Source organism: Mucilaginibacter sp. P1_D10 (assembly GCF_056406215.1).
This window is the reverse complement of sequence record NZ_JBFUAP010000015.1, coordinates 89,286-104,690: the sequence shown is the minus strand read 5'-3', so window position 1 is coordinate 104,690 and position 15,405 is coordinate 89,286. Positions and strand designations below refer to the sequence as shown.

The window sequence follows — 15,405 nt, the reverse complement described above, 5'->3', positions numbered from 1 at the left end:
CAAATTTGTGTACGATTGAACCTATGTCAATAGTCCTACCTCCCATGCTCCCAATACATAATCTCGCTGGTTTTTCCGTAGAATATAATGATGAAAACATCTCCGTCGACATCAGGTGGCAGGTAACCATAAACTATCCAATAGCCATCTGCGTTGCCAACTGTATAGGGTCTTTCGTTCCGGATTGTTTCTTTGCCGTATATTGGGAATAGTACTTCCTCCGCTGCAAGCGCTGCGCTCGCCTCGTCTGTTATCACCGTTTTCGCAAACATCCGCTCAGGCAGTTTATGTCGTTTTACATAATAGCTTATAGCGTTTCTCGATTTTTCGGTCGAAAGGTGCATGGTTTGCCAGGTATTATCACAACCGGCCAGAAAAAACAAACATGCGATAAGGAGGATTTTTTTCACAAACTAAATATAATGAAAAGTTTCATTCGGGTTATCTGTGAAATTTAAAATGGTGGAACGGATATGCCTAAAATTATTCAACTTTATCACTACGAGGAGCAGCAGGGGCCGTGTGCTTTGGGGCGACGCGGCAATTATTGGCAAGCAGGTCGGGTTTGCAGGGCCGCGCTATTTTTGGTGTTCCCAGTATATTACCTCACCCGTTTTTCCGTAGAATATAATCTTAAAAACGCCTCCATGATAACCGGGAGGCAAATAACCGTAAATTATCCAATATCCATCTGCATTGCCAACTGTATAGGGCCTTTCGTTCTTGATGGTCTCTTTGCTGAATATTGGGAATAGTATTTCTTCGGCTGCAGCGGCTGCGCTTTTCTCATCGGTTATAGCGGTTTTAGCAAATACCCGTTCCCGTGCTTTATAGTTTTTTGCATAGGGACTTATAGCCTTTCTCGCTTTTTCGGTCGAAAGGTGCATAGTTTCCCAGGTGTTGTCACATCCGGCCAGTAAAAACAAACAGGCGATAAGGAGGATTTTTTTCACAAAAAAGGAATTATGGACAGGTAAATATTACATTATCAATTAATTTAGTTTGGGAGGCCAGCAGTCCTCATCGTACAAGCCGAATTGCTATTGCGGCACTAATCGGTACCATTTTTTTGAGTGTCCCAAACCTATGAAACCAGAGTTCGACACCTCCAGGTCACCTTCATAAGTTAGCCACCTTCCCTCGGCTACTGAAAATTTCGCGATTGCTGTAAAAACTGTTTTGAAGGTAGTTTGCAAGCGTCCGCCAGCCTGTTCTACCTCTTTGCCCTGGAAAGGGAAACGATAGCTACCGGCAACATATTCCTCAATATCATATTTAACAGTCACGATTTCCCCTGCCGGGCCATGTTCAATATCTGCTATCCACACTTTGTTTTTTTTATATGCAGTATCGCATTTAAACCGCGCACCAACGTTCACAAAATGTGTTGCTATTGATATGGTATCGTTTATGTTAACGGGTTTGGCCGGCAATTGAAAAAATAAAGCAAGTATGTTATTTTCTTCATTACCCAGGTAAAAGCTTTCTAAAGCCCCGTCTTCGTGTATGGTGGCGTTCAATAGAGGCTCTGATGACATGGAATCGAACATTTGTAGGAAGCCGTCTTGCTTCTTTGCGGTATCCGTTGTTGCTGTCCTGAAAGGCAGCATTTCTAAATTTATTAAACCATGCTGTCCTCCTTTCATGCTGGTGATATAATATTCAGGCACTAAACTTCTCATCTTTTGCATCATATCGCTAAAGCCCAACTGCGCGTTTGCCATATTTTTCCGGCGATTCGCTTTACTCCTATTTGATAGCTTATCGGCCTTAGAGTCGGCTTTATCCTTTCCGAGAGAATCCATACTGTCAAAAAAGCCTCCAAACGGCGACTTATCAGACGCTGAGGTGTCAAGCTTCATATAGGTTTTATATGTAAGCGTTTCTCCTGGTTTTACTTTCCACCTCATGGTAACCGCAGTCGGGTTTTGGCAAAAAGCAGAAAAACTAAATAAGAGCGTGATACCTGCGAGGTGGAATTTTAGATAAGACATAGGTGCTGGTTTATAAAACTAAAAATAACAAAAAAAGACGCGATATTTCGCGTCTCTACAATAAAAACCTTTCAGCTTTTACCTTTATCCTTTCGCCTCAACTACGCCGATATCGCATTAATAATATCGTACTGCGTAATAATCTCAATCTTGCCGTTATCATCCTCTACCAGCACGGCGATGTTATCCTTGTTAATCATTGCAGATATCTTGTCTATAGCGGTATTCAGGTCGATAAAAGGGAAGGGTGCTGTTGAAATGCTTTTAACGGGCTGCGATTTGATGCCCGGGTTTTCCATCAGCGAGGTGAGGATGTCGCTTTCGGTAATCTTGCCGATAACCATGCCTTTTTGGGTAACGGGTATCTGCGAGATATTGAGCGATTTGATGGTGTTGATGGCCTCCAGCACGGTCTTTTCGCAGTCGATAGTCACAATTTCAGTGCTTTCTTTTTTGCTGAGGATGTGGCGGGCGGTGAGTTTTTCTTCTTTGATGAAACCGCGATCGCGCAGCCAGTCGTCGTTATACATTTTGCCTAGGTAGCGGGTACCATGGTCGGGGAATATCACCACTACCACATCGCCCTCCTTAAACATATCCTTCATTTGCAGCACGCCTGCAATAGCCGAGCCGGTTGAGTTGCCGGCGAAGATGCCTTCCTTGCGGGCAATCTCGCGCGTCATGAGGGCGGCATCCATATCGCTTACCTTCTCAAAGTGGTCTATCAGGCTAAAATCCACATTCGCCGGCAAAAAGTCTTCGCCAATGCCTTCGGTGATGTAAGGATATATCTCGTTCTTATCAAACTCGCCGGTTTCCTTGTATTTTTTGAACACCGAGCCATAAGTATCGATACCGATGATTTTGATATCGGGGTTCTGCTCTTTAAGGTAACGAGCGATACCTGATAGCGTGCCACCGGTACCAACGCCGGCAACCACATGGGTAACTTTTCCGTCGGTTTGCGCCCATATTTCCGGACCTGTTTGCTCGTAATGCGCCTGCGAGTTGCTCAGGTTATCATATTGGTTGGGTTTCCAGGAATTGGGCACCTCGCGCTCCAGGCGCGACGATACGGAGTAGTAAGAACGCGGGTCTTCCGGCTCCACATTGGTGGGGCACACGATAACCTCGGCCCCAAAGGCGCGCAGGGCATCGAATTTTTCTTTCGATTGCTTATCGGTACTGGTGAAGATACATTTGTAGCCTTTTATCACAGCGGCAATGGCCAGGCCCATGCCCGTATTGCCCGATGTGCCTTCTATGATGGTGCCGCCGGGTTTAAGTTTGCCGCTTTTCTCGGCATCCTCAATCATTTTAAGGGCCATGCGGTCTTTTATAGAGTTGCCCGGGTTGGTGGTTTCAATTTTTGCCAAAACCGTAGCAGGGATATCTTTTACTACCTTATTCAGTTTAACCAGGGGTGTGTTGCCGATGGTTTCGAGGATGTTATTGTACCACATAATCTAAATATCTACCTTAATTACCTGCCGGTGAGGACACCGCCAAGGCGGGGACAGGTTAGGCTTCAAAATTAGCTTTCTTAAATGATATTTTGGTTATGGAATGGTAAATACATCTCTACAGTAGATGGATGTGATTAGTAGCCGGTCGTTTTAGAAAAGCAATTGCCGTGGTTCTTAGGTTAAGGTAGCCCCGCTATTTGCTGCAAGCCGCTGATAGAAGCGGGCTTTGCGCTGCTATCGGGTTTAGGTTTGGAAGGCCATCGGGCGACAGCTTTTTATCACATGAGTTTTGCAAGTTTGATATCTTTCTCTTTTGCCAACTCTGTCAATGATTTTTTATCGCGGATAGCTTCCTTGATATCCCTTTTATCTTCCATCATTTTTTTCATGAAAGCCGGAATACCATCTGGTATTTCTTTTTTACTTGAATTTGCCATGATGTTTGCTTTAGTTATGCAACTATACGAAATAAACGATTTAAAGTTTAAATCCACTTACGTATGCGCCTTCAGCAAAAAAACAGGTTAAGCTTCAAATAGCTTTCTTAAATGATATTTTGGTTATGGAATCAATGTCGTTTACTTAAGAGTAGCCCGCTGCATAGGCCTCACCCCAACCCCTCTCCAAAGGAGAGGGGCTTTAAGTCCTCTCCTTTGGAGAGGATTTAGGTGAGGCTACTGAGTAGCTTAAGTAAACGACATTGGTTATGGAAAGGTAAATACATCTGGTACTTAAGAACGCGATGCGGATTTGGCCTCTTTTGAAAAAGCCGAAAACATAAAACTTGTTGCTATTTCAAATATAAAAGTTCATTTTTATATAGCCATTGTTATAGCCTTATCAGCACCATAGAACCTGTAAGTATTTTAAACCGGGCGTTTGTACCCGATAGGAAGGAAATAGCTAAAACAGGTGAGTGCTTGATATTTTGACTATAGAATGAACCTTAAACCTCTGCTTTATTTGGCATTAGTACTGCTGCTGATTGTACAAGGCTGTAAAAAGGATGCCGTAATTATCCCGGATCCAAAGCCCGACTCTAAGCCCGATGTCACGACGCCACCCGTAATTGTTCCGTTTTCGGTTAACAACGTTTTACAAAGCAATATGGTGATACAGCGCGACAAGCCCTTCACCGTATGGGGAACGGCTACCGCCGGATATAAAGTAACCGTAAAGGTGAGCTGGAATGCTAATGATTTTGCCGGCACCTCCGATAAAGATGGCAACTGGGCCATCTCCATCCCTGCCGCATTGGCAAATAGCACTCCGCAAGCCATCACCTGTAAAACAGGTTCGGAGGATCCCGTAGTATTGACCAACATTTTAATTGGCGATGTGTGGGTGTGCGCCGGTCAATCCAACATGGTGATGCCGGTTGATAAGATCTCTCCTTTCAATGGCGTTACCAATTACCAAAGCGAGATTGCGGCGGCTGATTACCCGCTGATACGTGCCACAACCGTTCGTCAAAAGCTGGCATCGCTGCCTTTAAGTGCTTTTGCATCGCCCGCAGGCTGGGATGCTTGTTCGCCGGGAACCGTAGGTAAATGGAGTGGCGTAGCCTATTTTTTTGCGCAAAAACTGTTCAAATCACTACAAGTGCCGGTAGGAATTATTATATCGGGCGTAAACGGTTCGTACTGTAGGGATTGGTCGGAGGGGGGAGACGAGTTTAACGGGATGATCAGCCCGTTAAACAGGCTTTCCATCAAAGGGTTCATCTGGTACCAGGGCGAAAACGACTCGCACGTTACGCCGGCAAGCGACTACACCAGCCTTAACAAAACCCTCATCAGCCAGTGGAGAACTAGTTTTAAGCAGGGTACATTACCTTTTTACTATGTGCAGATGACGCCATTTGCCGAAGATTATTATAACACCACATCCGTGGGCGGCGATCTGAAATCCGATTATTATGCGCGGTTTAGGGAGGCGCAGGCTAATGTACGGGAAATGCCAAACAGTGGGATGGCTATTACCATGGATGTAGGAGAACCCGATAATCATCATCCGCAAAATAAAAAACCTGTAGGCGAACGCTTAGCCTTGTTAGCCTTAAAGAATACCTATGGGTTGCCAGTGGAATGTACGGGCCCGCAATATCTATCATGGTCGCAAACGGGTGATAAGGTTACGCTTAACTATATCAACGGAACAGCAAACGGACTAAATACCATCGATAATAAGCCGCTTAACCAATATTTTTATGTGGCTGGTGCCGACCATGTTTTCCGCCCCGCGCTTGCCGCAATTCAGGGCAAAACTATTGTGTTAACTACCAGTGCAAATGTTCAAGCCATTAGATATGCCTTTACAAATGCACCCGTAACCAACCTGCAAAATTCAGCGGGTCTCCCGGCAGAGCCCTTCCGTACAGATAACTGGTGATTAACTATTCTGTTAACTAAGGCATCCTCATCAAAAGAATGATTATAGGTGCCCCTTCAGCAAATCGGGAAATACACCAACGCGGTTAATGCAATAGCGATCACTACCGAAAGCACCACCAGCTTTATCGACCATTTGTTTATCATGCCAGCGGGTTTGCTCCCGCCACATTATGCGATCTTGATATGTTCAGGGTCTTTGGGATTGACTACCACTCTAATTTCGTCTCCCGGTGATGGTATTGTTTCATAAACACTATAAGCTCGTTTTGCAACCGCCTTATACTTGCCTGTTTTTTCGTTCTCAATTTCAACCGTCAATTCCATTTGTTTTTTGTCAACCACGTCAGCAGATTTAATCGTGACAAAAGTATTCGCTACAGAAATTACTTTTGCCATCACCGATACACCATGCTTTTCTAAGTAGCGAGCTTTTCGCGTCCACAAAAACCAAATAGCGTAGCACGCACCAAATACGCACGAGGAAAAAATAATTCTATCCATATTCTTAAATAGTCGAGCCTTAAAGAGCCCTTTTAGTTACAGGGTGTTCGTTAAATAATGCTTGCCCTCCGCAAAAATTCTTCTTTTACGGATACAAACCTTCCTCGCCTACATATGCCCCTTCAGCAAATCGGGGAATACCCCGAACACAATCAGCGCAATGGCAATCACTACCGACAGCACCACCAGCTTTATTGACCATCGATTCTCGCTCAGCAAAAGCTCGGTGCGTTTAAGGAACAGGTTCAACGGAATTTTGATATAGTAGAATAAAGCCACCACGGTGGTAAGCGCCCCGGTGCCCAGCATGGCCAGCAGCCATGGGTCCTTTGTTTGCTGATAAACGCTGTAGGTGGCCGAAAACACGAACAGCTTGCCCGTAAAACCCGCGCTTATGGGGATACCTGTTAAGGATACCAGCACCACCACAAAGCAAACCGATGCCAACGGATATTTAAAGCCCAGGCCCTTATAGTCGCGTACATCGGTAATGCCCTCAGCGTTCTCAAAGTAATTAGTTAGCGCCAGGGCGGCTATGATGCCCAGGCCATAAACAAACAGGTAGTAGATGAGGGCAGATAAGCCATCGGGCGTAAAGGTTACCAATGCCATCAACGCGAAGCCGGTATGCCCTATACCCGAATAGGCCAGCATGCGTTTCACATTATTTTGCAGTACGGCGGCAAAGTTGCCGGCTATCATGGTGATGATACCGATACCCGCCAGCACCAGCCGGAAATCGAAACCCTGCCAGCCTTTATAAAAGGCGAAAGGCGTTACGAAGTTTACCAGCAGCGCGAATGCGGCAATTTTTGGCAGCGATGACAAGTAAGCCGTAACCGGCGTTGCCGCCCCCTCATACACATCGGGCACCCAAAAGTGCACGGGTACAAATGACAATTTAAACCCGATGCCCACCAGCACCAGTACCAGCGCAAAGGATACGCTCAATGGCGCAACCTGCATCAGGTTGGCCACCATGGGGCTGCCTACGGTTAAGCTTAGCGAACCCGTAAAGGCATAAATAAGCGATATGCCATATAACATTACCGCAGATGATGCCGCGCCGAACAGCACGTACTTCAGACCCGCTTCGGTGGTTGTCAGCCGTTCGGATTTGTAGGCCACCAGCAGGTATGATGCGATGGATACCATCTCTATAGCCAGGTAAATGGATAACAGGTTTACCGCCATAATCATGAGGTGCAGTCCCAGTACCGAACCTACTACGATGGTGTACAGATCCGACAGGCCCTTTTTATGCGCCTTCAGCTTATTATCCCAGGTAAAATACAGCAGCAGGATGAAGGTAAGCACGTCGATAACCATCTTGAAGCTAACCGCCGGGCCATGCAACGCCAGCATGCTGCCGAACAAGTATTGTGTATCTATACCTTTCTGTAGCATCAGCTTCTGGTCGTAATCCATCACCAGCACCATTACCATGCCCACGCAGGCAATAGCACGGCAGAGCCAGGTAGAGGTTTTGCCGAAGAACAGATCGGTAAGCAGCACCAAAATAAACAACGCAGTTAAGTAAATCTCGGGCTTAAAGTAGGTTAAACTGCCTAAAACGTTACTTAACTGGTTGGGTATATCGTGCGTTAGCTGCTGCATTTTTTATTATTGTACTAGTACGCTTTGGTTTTTGGGGTACTTAACCGTGTATTTTACCCGCAGTTGTTTTACGGCCTGTGGCTCCAAAGTAAACGTCCACGATAGTTTGCCGGTGGCTTTGTCCATTTCTGCGCCGCTGATGTCCTGCGTATCTACTTCTATGGCGCTGTTTTGCGATACCGGCACCTGGTCTTCTATCAGCAGGTTGATGGCTTGCGTTTTGCGGTTTTTGATGGAGATGCTCCAGTCGCGGGTTTCTTTCTTACTCGAGCCGAATATGCCTTGCTTATCGGCCAGTTGGGTTTGCATCAGGCGTTTCACTACGATGTTTTTATCCACACCCAAAGATAAGCTTAAGGTATCATTCGCGGCACGGGTATCCAGCCTCGATTTACCGATAAACGTACCCTCGAAGAACAGGTTAGCTTCGCCCGAGAGGAAGTTGTACTTGGTCCAGTCGGTAATGCGGGCGGTGAGGAATACATCGGTGCTTAGCTTTGGCGCGGCGTAGTATTGGTAAGTGGCGTTAGTGGTAACCTGGTCTATCTCTACGGAGTATTGCTTACCGTCGTTAGGTATCGAGAACGGGTTCTGGATATTGAACTCCATATTGGTTTGGTTTTCAGTAGTGTTGACTTGAACGCCGCTGGCTGCTCCGGTTAAATCTGCCCGCCTTTTTTTGTCACTGCTGGTTACCACAACTTCGTTCAGGCTATTGTTGTAATACCCCGAGTTTACAGCCGGCGTATAAACATTCAAATAATACGGCCTCAAATCCGGCTTCTGGCCGCTAACCGATGGGTCGCCGGTGGAAAGGGTAAGTTTTACGTCTTTCCAATCCTCGCCGCATTGCTGCGATACATTGGCTTTGTAGGCAATCACTACCGGACTGCTTACGTTTTTGGCGCGGATATCGTAAGTGGGCTGCCAGCTGGCCTGGCCCACCACGTAAGTAATGGTAAAGGTTGATTGCAGGGCCGCAGTTGATGAAACGTTTACCAAAATGTTGCTGCTGGCAATACCGCGGGTGTTTATCAATTGGTTTACCTGGCTATCGTACTTCCTTAATTGTACGTTCAGTTGCGCAATTTCTGCGTTGATGGCCAGTTCTTTCTTTTTTATTTCGGTAAGGCGGGCGGTCTGGAAATCGAGCGCGGCGCGTAGTTTGATAATGTCCAGCCCGGCGGTTTGGCCGTTGCTTACCTGGTTTTTGGTCAGCATATTGGCTTCTTCCTGGTTAATGTTCAGCAAGGCTGTTTGCAGGGAAATCTTATCACGCAGGGTTTGCTGCATGGCTTGCAGTTCTTCCAGTTTTTTGGTTTTCAGCTGCTCGCCCAGGTAGTTCAGTTCGTGTTTTACCGATAGGATGGTGAAATCGCCGGTGGCGCGTACCTGTATGCTGGCCGGGTCGAGTTCGGGCGATAGGTTTTCGAACGAGAGGGTGGAGGTACCCGGCACTACGTTGGCCGTAGCCGTACGCGTAACCTGCGCCCCGCTAAGGAACACGGTAACCTTTTCTACTTTGGTGGCTACCTTCTGGCCGTCATCGGCACGAAGGGTTTGGATAGATATAAACAGGCAGATGGTAAATAATATCTTCTTCATGATTTTTTTATTTACCTGTAAGATGCGTTTGCCTGTTGGTTTCCATAAGCCTGCAACAATTATTTTATGCCAATGAATTGCACCAGCGCCAATACCGAATCGTTTATTTTATCGAACACCAGCGATGGCATCAGGCCCAGACCTAAAGCAATGAGCGCCAATGGCAACAAGGTTAGCGTTTCGCGCAGGCTGATATCCGTGAGGGCTATCTTCCATATCTCGCCTCCTTTTAAGCTCAGCTTGCCGAAGAACATGCGTTGCAGTGTCCACAAAAAGTAAGCGGCACTCAACAAAATACCTACCGAACCGCAAATGGCCATCCAATAAGGCAACAAGCCGTTAACCGAATGAGATTTGAATGCACCTGCTAAGGAGAACGCCTCGGCCACGAAAGCAGAGAAGCCCGGCAAACCTAAAGAAGCAAAGAACGCCACCATTACGTAAACGGTGTAGCGCGGCATCAGGGAGCCGAGGCCGCGGAAATGGTAGATATCGCGGTCGTGCACGCGGTTGTAGATAACGCCCACCAAAAAGAACAGCATGGTAGAGAGGAAACCGTGGCTTACCATCTGCATCATGGCGCCACTGATACCTTCGGCGGTATTGGAGGCAATGCCCAGCAACACGAAACCCATATGGGATACCGATGAGTAGGCAATTAACCGTTTCAAATCGCGCTGAGCGAGGGCGTTGAATGCGCCGTATAATATGGAGATAACGCCTAAAAGGCCAATCCAGAAGGCACCGCTAAGCGCTACATCGGGGAAGATGCCCAGGCAGATGCGGATAATGCCGTAGCCGCCGATCTTTAACAGGATGCCTGCGAGGATGATGGATACCGGTGTAGGCGCCTCTACGTGCGCATCGGGTAGCCAGGTATGCAGGGGCACTACGGGCACTTTAATGGCAAAAGCGATAAACAGTACCACAAAGCCAACCGACCGCGCAGGCATGCCTAAAATGGTGCTGTGCGCTATGGTGGAGAACACCGAGCCATTGATATAATTGGCCGGGTTCATCATTTGGATGATGTTGAAAGTGTGGTTGCCGGTTGCAGGGTCCTTCACCGATAGGTACAGGCCCACCATCACCAACAGCATAAATACCGAACCGAACAATGTGTAGAGGAAAAATTTGATGGCCGCGTATTCGCGCCTGGCGCCGCCCCACATGCCGATAAGGAAGTACAGCGGCAGCAGCATCAATTCATAAAAGGTGTAGAACAGGAAGAAATCCAACGCGCAGAACACGCCGACTACCGCCATATCCAGCAGTAAAAACAGCGCGAAGAAACCTTTGAGATTGCTTTTGATTTCCCAGGAGGCCACGGCAGCTACTACCATAACTAAACAGGTCATTACCATGAGCGTAATAGAGATACCATCAATCCCCACGAAATATTCTATCTGCATTTTGCCTGCCGAACCGAGGTCCAGGTGTATCCAGGGGACTTTCTGCACGAATTGGAACTGCTCTTCGTGACTGATACCGGCAAATGGAGCGCCCGTTTTAAAATTCATGTACATCCAAATGCTCAGCCCCAACTGTACCAGCGTGGCCAAAAGCGTAATATATTTAAAGCTGGCCCGCATGGAGGAGGGCAGCAGCAGGATGATGAATCCGAACAGTACAGGGGTGAATATCAGCAGGGTTAATATGTTCATCAGGCCCAAATCAGTTTAATAATGAAAACAGCAATTACGGCAAGCAGCATGCTGTACAAATAGTATTGCACTTTGCCACCATGAAAACGGCGCGCAAAGTTGCCTATCGAGGCTACCAACTTAGCCACCAGCCACAGCACGCCATCCACAATATATTTATCGCACCAGGCGGCGGCTTTGGCTATGCACTGGCCGATGCGCTCCAGCAGGTGTATAAAACCGTCGATAATGTTGCGGTCTATCCAATAGGCTGCGCCGCTCAGCCAAATTACGAACTTTACGATTACGCGCCGATAAAAACGGTCGATATACCATTCGTTGTAGGAGATACGGTAGAAGATGCCGGTTTCGGAGACTATACTACCTTCGCGTTTGATATACAACACATAGGCACGGTAGATAACAGCCATACTCACCACCGTCACCAAGGCAGGAATGAGCAGGTGATAAATGCTTGCGCGTTCCTCGCCATGCTTCGGCGCTAAAACCTGGTACAACCAGGAGCCTTCATACGAAATCGGGTTCACGGAAAACAACGGGAACAAACAACAAAGCGCCAAAAAGACCAGCGGCAGCTTGTACGCCCAATGCCCGTCGCCAATGTGGATTTGCAGCGATGGAAATGTTTTGAGCAATCTTAATTCGCCGAAGAATACTTTGAAAATGAGCCTTGCTACGTAGAAAGCCGTGAGCCAGCTGGTAAGCAATGCCATTACCGGGATGATGTTCAACAGGATGTTTTTGCCTTCCGACCATTCAAATGCCTGGATAAGGATACCATCTTTAGAAAGGAAGCCAGACGTAAGCGGGAAACCCACCAAAGCCAATCCAGCTATTACAGCAGCTATAAAAGTAAGTGGCAGGTTTTTGCGCAGGCCACCCATGTGGCGGATGTCCTGCGGGTCAATATCGAGGTTGTTATCTTCCTTGATGTGTTTGATTTGGTGGATAACGATGCCGGCCACCAAAAACAGCAGGCATTTGAAAAAGGCATGCGTTACTAAATGGAACAGCGACGATGAATATGCCCCAACACCCATAGCCATCACCATGTAACCCAATTGGGATATAGTGGAATACGCCAGCACGCGCTTAATATCGTTTTGGGTGAGCGCGATGGTAGCTGCCATAAAAGCTGTGAAACAGCCAATGGCTGCCAATATGGTGAGTTCCTCGGGACTAAAGAATGGATAAACCCGCCCCAACAGGAACACGCCCGCCGCCACCATGGTAGCCGCATGGATGAGTGCCGAAACCGAAGTTGGGCCTTCCATAGCATCGGGTAGCCAGGTATGTAAGGGGAACTGTGCCGATTTTGCGGCAACCGCTAAGAAGATGCCACCAAAGGCGATGTAATGTAAAACGACGGGCGGAAAAATTGGCGAAAAGTTTACCCAGACCGACTCATTAGATGCCGGCACACGCAATTCATGCATTAACGCCCATGCGCCATCTTTAACGGTGATGAAAGACGTTAGCCCTTTCTCGCCAAATATTTTATCGATATCGAATGTGCCATATAAAACAAAGAATATCATGATTGCCGTCAGCAAACCGATATCGCCTATCCTGTTCATGATAAAGGCTTTTTTGTTGGCTTGTACCGCGCTGTCCCTATCATACCAGAAACCGATGAGCAGGTAGCTGGAGAAACCTACCAGTTCCCAAAAAGCATAGAAGGTAATGAGGCTATCAACCACCACCAACGCCAGCATACTGAAACAGAAGAAGCTTAAATAACGGAAGTAACGGCTGTAGCCGGTATCATCCTTCATGTAAGCCGTAGAATAAATATGTACCGGCAAGGCAATAAGCGATACCAGCACCAGCATCAGTACGGACAGATTATTGAGCAATACGCCAATCTGCACCTTCGTTTCGCCGATGGTAAACCACACCTGCTGCATGTGAATGGTATGGCTATCCCACACCCTGAAGAACACATTAAGCGACAACACCGCGCTACCCAAAATAGCCAGCGTAGAAACCCAACCCGAAGCCTTGCTTTTGCCCAGCACCAAAAAGTTTACCACAAAAGCAGCAAAAGGCAGCACCACTGCTATAATAGCAAGGGTTACGGTTTGCGCGTCGGTATGGAGGGTGGTTGGGTTCAATTTTTATCTTTAAGTGTTATATCTACGTATCTGTTAATGCCGCAACAGGTTTGTTTTTCGCGAAATCTAACCTTTTTTATGTTATTCCTGGGGATATTATATAGTTCGCGTACCAAGTCGTCTCCAACAGCAAAAGACCTATTTGATATGCTATAAAATATCCCTTTATCGTTATGATTATATTTCATCTCAAACTCGATACGCTTTTTGTACTTTTTCGAAAACGCACTTAGTTTTTTTTGATAATTCGCTATAACAAAGGTTCTGGTTGCAATAATAATCGCCCCGTTATCAGGTTTGTCTGGGTAAACATTGGGGCCGAAAATTTTCTTTATCGCCACTATTTCAACTATATCTTCGGCATAAACATCTTTTGGTTTTCCTTCGATTGGCTTCCCGTCAATTATATAAAGAGGCCCTTGTGTCGCTACAGAATCTATCCTGGTCGTATCAGAACTTATTTTTTGCTTGGTGTCTATAGAAAATAACGGATACCCGCCATTTAAACTACCAAAAAGGGATTCCGCATACCATGACGCTAAAATATTGGAATGTTGGATATCATCGCGATTTAGGTTTTTTATATCATCACCATAAAATTGCCCGTTAACCAATACCATAGTTTTATGCGAAGCAGCACTATAAATCGTCTTAGCAGTACTCGTAACGGTTTGCGCCACAGCCGTATCATCTATACCAGTTGTAGCATTTGCAAGGCCTTTGTTCGCGGGATAAATAACCTTGTTATTAGCTATGGTATCTATTTTGTAAGAGGTCGTCGCTTTTGGCAATTCCTTTTTAATGGCGTACGCTTTAGTGACTATTAATAATAGCGGATGGCCATCTGAAGTAAATTTGCCGGATTTAACCCCCTTTTTTGAAAATTGCAGTTTAATAATGTCGCTTGTATTTAGCCCGACTAAGCCGCTATCTACCAATTTCGAATTTAATGCCACCCAACTGCGGTATTTAACTTTACTTAGATAGGGCCTGAATTGTTCAGCATACTTTGTACCCGGCTTGCCTTTTTTAGTTGTAATTAAAAATACCCCATTGGCTCCGCGCGCTCCAAAGAGAGCCGAGGCCATTGCGCCATTTAGCGTATCCACCTTAATAACATCAGAGGGCTTGATGGCACTAAAATCATCTGCCAGGTAAGTCCGGTCGACAACAATTAGCGGCGTATTGGGCATTAGCGTTGCGGGCTCTCCATTTCCTTGCGCCACTGCTGCGTTATCCATCATCACGAAGGATAAACACAGGCATAATAATATGGCAAGCAGCTTCCTCATCTTTATTTAGTGGTAATAACCACCACCGGCTCTTTATTATCTAATGCGTTTTTATAATGCTTATCCATGAACATTACAGAGGTAATCGATTCCGCAGGCAAATCATACAGCTTTTCCACCGTACGGTTATCTTCCTCCTGTTTTAAGGGCTTGCCGTTCAATACATACAGGAAACGGATATCGTTGCACCTGCACGAATCGAAATATGCTTTGTACTCTTTAGAAAAAGCACCCAGTTTCTTTTGATACTGCATAATGGCGAAGCCTTTGGTTGTAATGGTATAGAGGGTGCCTAAGGAATCGATACCGGTGTCTTTGGGCAACCGCGCAGCTTCAAACTTCAATACTTGCAGCGCATCCACTTCTTCCAGCTTCATCTCGCCCCGGTCTTTGCCATCCACTATAAATTTATCGGGCCTTTTTTTACCATGAGGTGGCGGCGGCAAGATGATGTTATCCTGCGTGGACGGCAACGATTGCTTCGTGGTAATCATCACCACCCCATTTGCACCTTTCTTCCCGTATATTTTTGCGCCATCCGCTGTTTTGATAATCGAAACGGCGATGATATCATCCTGGTTGATGTCCTCCAGCTTGCCTTTATATTCTTTATCGTCTATCAGCACCAGCGGCTTATCCTTCGCCAGCGGCGGGTCCTTAAAAATCAGGACTTTGCTGTTTACATTAAAATATTTGTCGTTCTGCGCGCAGGCAGCAAGGGAAACCATCAGCAGGAATAATATCGTAAACTTCCTCATC

13 protein-coding genes are annotated in these 15,405 nt (G+C 46.4%); 1 reads left to right on the top strand and 12 read right to left on the bottom strand.

Going from position 1 to position 15,405, the window contains the following annotated elements; all coding sequences use genetic code 11:
• Window positions 1-35: 35 nt before the first annotated feature.
• The 5 genes from AC1DYT_RS21365 to AC1DYT_RS21345 all read right to left on the bottom strand — a co-directional run bounded on the left by AC1DYT_RS21365 (window position 36) and on the right by AC1DYT_RS21345 (window position 3,897).
• On the bottom strand, window positions 36-410 hold the full coding sequence (locus AC1DYT_RS21365; protein WP_477471547.1) for an NTF2 fold immunity protein: 375 nt from the start codon (window positions 408-410) through the stop codon (window positions 36-38).
• Between the two features lie 168 nt (window positions 411-578).
• On the bottom strand, window positions 579-953 hold the full coding sequence (locus AC1DYT_RS21360) for an NTF2 fold immunity protein (RefSeq protein WP_477471546.1): 375 nt from the start codon (window positions 951-953) through the stop codon (window positions 579-581).
• A gap of 87 nt (window positions 954-1,040) precedes the next feature.
• Window positions 1,041-1,994: a hypothetical protein gene (locus tag AC1DYT_RS21355; protein ID WP_477471545.1), complete on the bottom strand. Its 954-nt coding sequence runs from the start codon at window positions 1,992-1,994 to the stop codon at window positions 1,041-1,043.
• Window positions 1,995-2,095: 101 nt separating this feature from the next.
• Complete coding sequence (locus AC1DYT_RS21350) at window positions 2,096-3,457, bottom strand: pyridoxal-phosphate dependent enzyme (protein WP_477471544.1); 1,362 nt, start codon at window positions 3,455-3,457, stop codon at window positions 2,096-2,098.
• 281 nt (window positions 3,458-3,738) lie between these two features.
• Window positions 3,739-3,897, bottom strand: a complete 159-nt coding sequence (locus tag AC1DYT_RS21345; protein WP_477471543.1) for a hypothetical protein — start codon at window positions 3,895-3,897, stop codon at window positions 3,739-3,741.
• Window positions 3,898-4,399: 502 nt separating this feature from the next.
• Here AC1DYT_RS21345 and AC1DYT_RS21340 point away from each other — a divergent pair.
• A complete protein-coding gene (locus AC1DYT_RS21340) occupies window positions 4,400-5,851 on the top strand; it encodes a sialate O-acetylesterase (RefSeq protein WP_477471542.1) in 1,452 nt (483 codons plus the stop codon).
• Window positions 5,852-6,021: 170 nt separating this feature from the next.
• On the opposite strand, the gene AC1DYT_RS21335 is transcribed toward AC1DYT_RS21340, so the two are convergent.
• From AC1DYT_RS21335 to AC1DYT_RS21305, 7 genes are all read right to left on the bottom strand, one after another.
• Complete coding sequence (locus AC1DYT_RS21335; protein WP_477471541.1) at window positions 6,022-6,354, bottom strand: hypothetical protein; 333 nt, start codon at window positions 6,352-6,354, stop codon at window positions 6,022-6,024.
• 108 nt (window positions 6,355-6,462) lie between these two features.
• A complete protein-coding gene (locus AC1DYT_RS21330; RefSeq protein WP_477471540.1) occupies window positions 6,463-7,971 on the bottom strand; it encodes an NADH-quinone oxidoreductase subunit N in 1,509 nt (502 codons plus the stop codon).
• Between the two features lie 6 nt (window positions 7,972-7,977).
• Entirely contained in the window at window positions 7,978-9,576 is a 1,599-nt protein-coding gene (locus tag AC1DYT_RS21325) for a DUF4139 domain-containing protein (protein ID WP_477471539.1), read from the bottom strand.
• A 59-nt stretch (window positions 9,577-9,635) separates the two neighbouring features.
• Window positions 9,636-11,240 (bottom strand): complex I subunit 4 family protein, encoded by a 1,605-nt coding sequence (locus tag AC1DYT_RS21320; protein WP_477471538.1) that lies wholly within the window; start codon window positions 11,238-11,240, stop codon window positions 9,636-9,638.
• Window positions 11,240-13,354 carry an NADH-quinone oxidoreductase subunit L gene (gene nuoL / locus AC1DYT_RS21315; protein ID WP_477471537.1) on the bottom strand — a complete coding sequence of 705 codons (2,115 nt, stop codon included), beginning with the start codon at window positions 13,352-13,354 and terminating at the stop codon, window positions 11,240-11,242. Before nuoL ends, AC1DYT_RS21320 begins: the two co-directional genes overlap by 1 nt.
• Complete coding sequence (locus AC1DYT_RS21310) at window positions 13,351-14,646, bottom strand: hypothetical protein (protein ID WP_477471536.1); 1,296 nt, start codon at window positions 14,644-14,646, stop codon at window positions 13,351-13,353. Before AC1DYT_RS21310 ends, nuoL begins: the two co-directional genes overlap by 4 nt.
• A 2-nt stretch (window positions 14,647-14,648) precedes the next feature.
• Window positions 14,649-15,404, bottom strand: coding sequence for a hypothetical protein (locus AC1DYT_RS21305; protein ID WP_477471535.1), 756 nt, complete (start codon window positions 15,402-15,404; stop codon window positions 14,649-14,651).
• Between the last annotated feature and the right edge of the window lies 1 nt (window position 15,405).

Bases quoted from the DNA above. Each gene is read 5' to 3' on its own strand.
- AC1DYT_RS21350 (WP_477471544.1), bottom strand. From the start codon at position 3,457: ATGTGGTACAATAACATCCTCGAAACCATCGGCAACACACCCCTGGTT.
- AC1DYT_RS21320 (WP_477471538.1), bottom strand. From the start codon at position 11,240: ATGAACATATTAACCCTGCTGATATTCACCCCTGTACTGTTCGGATTC.
- AC1DYT_RS21335 (WP_477471541.1), bottom strand. From the start codon at position 6,354: ATGGATAGAATTATTTTTTCCTCGTGCGTATTTGGTGCGTGCTACGCT.
- AC1DYT_RS21305 (WP_477471535.1), bottom strand. From the start codon at position 15,404: ATGAGGAAGTTTACGATATTATTCCTGCTGATGGTTTCCCTTGCTGCC.
- AC1DYT_RS21330 (WP_477471540.1), bottom strand. From the start codon at position 7,971: ATGCAGCAGCTAACGCACGATATACCCAACCAGTTAAGTAACGTTTTA.
- AC1DYT_RS21325 (WP_477471539.1), bottom strand. From the start codon at position 9,576: ATGAAGAAGATATTATTTACCATCTGCCTGTTTATATCTATCCAAACC.
- AC1DYT_RS21340 (WP_477471542.1), top strand. From the start codon at position 4,400: ATGAACCTTAAACCTCTGCTTTATTTGGCATTAGTACTGCTGCTGATT.
- AC1DYT_RS21355 (WP_477471545.1), bottom strand. From the start codon at position 1,994: ATGTCTTATCTAAAATTCCACCTCGCAGGTATCACGCTCTTATTTAGT.
- AC1DYT_RS21345 (WP_477471543.1), bottom strand. From the start codon at position 3,897: ATGGCAAATTCAAGTAAAAAAGAAATACCAGATGGTATTCCGGCTTTC.
- AC1DYT_RS21310 (WP_477471536.1), bottom strand. From the start codon at position 14,646: ATGAGGAAGCTGCTTGCCATATTATTATGCCTGTGTTTATCCTTCGTG.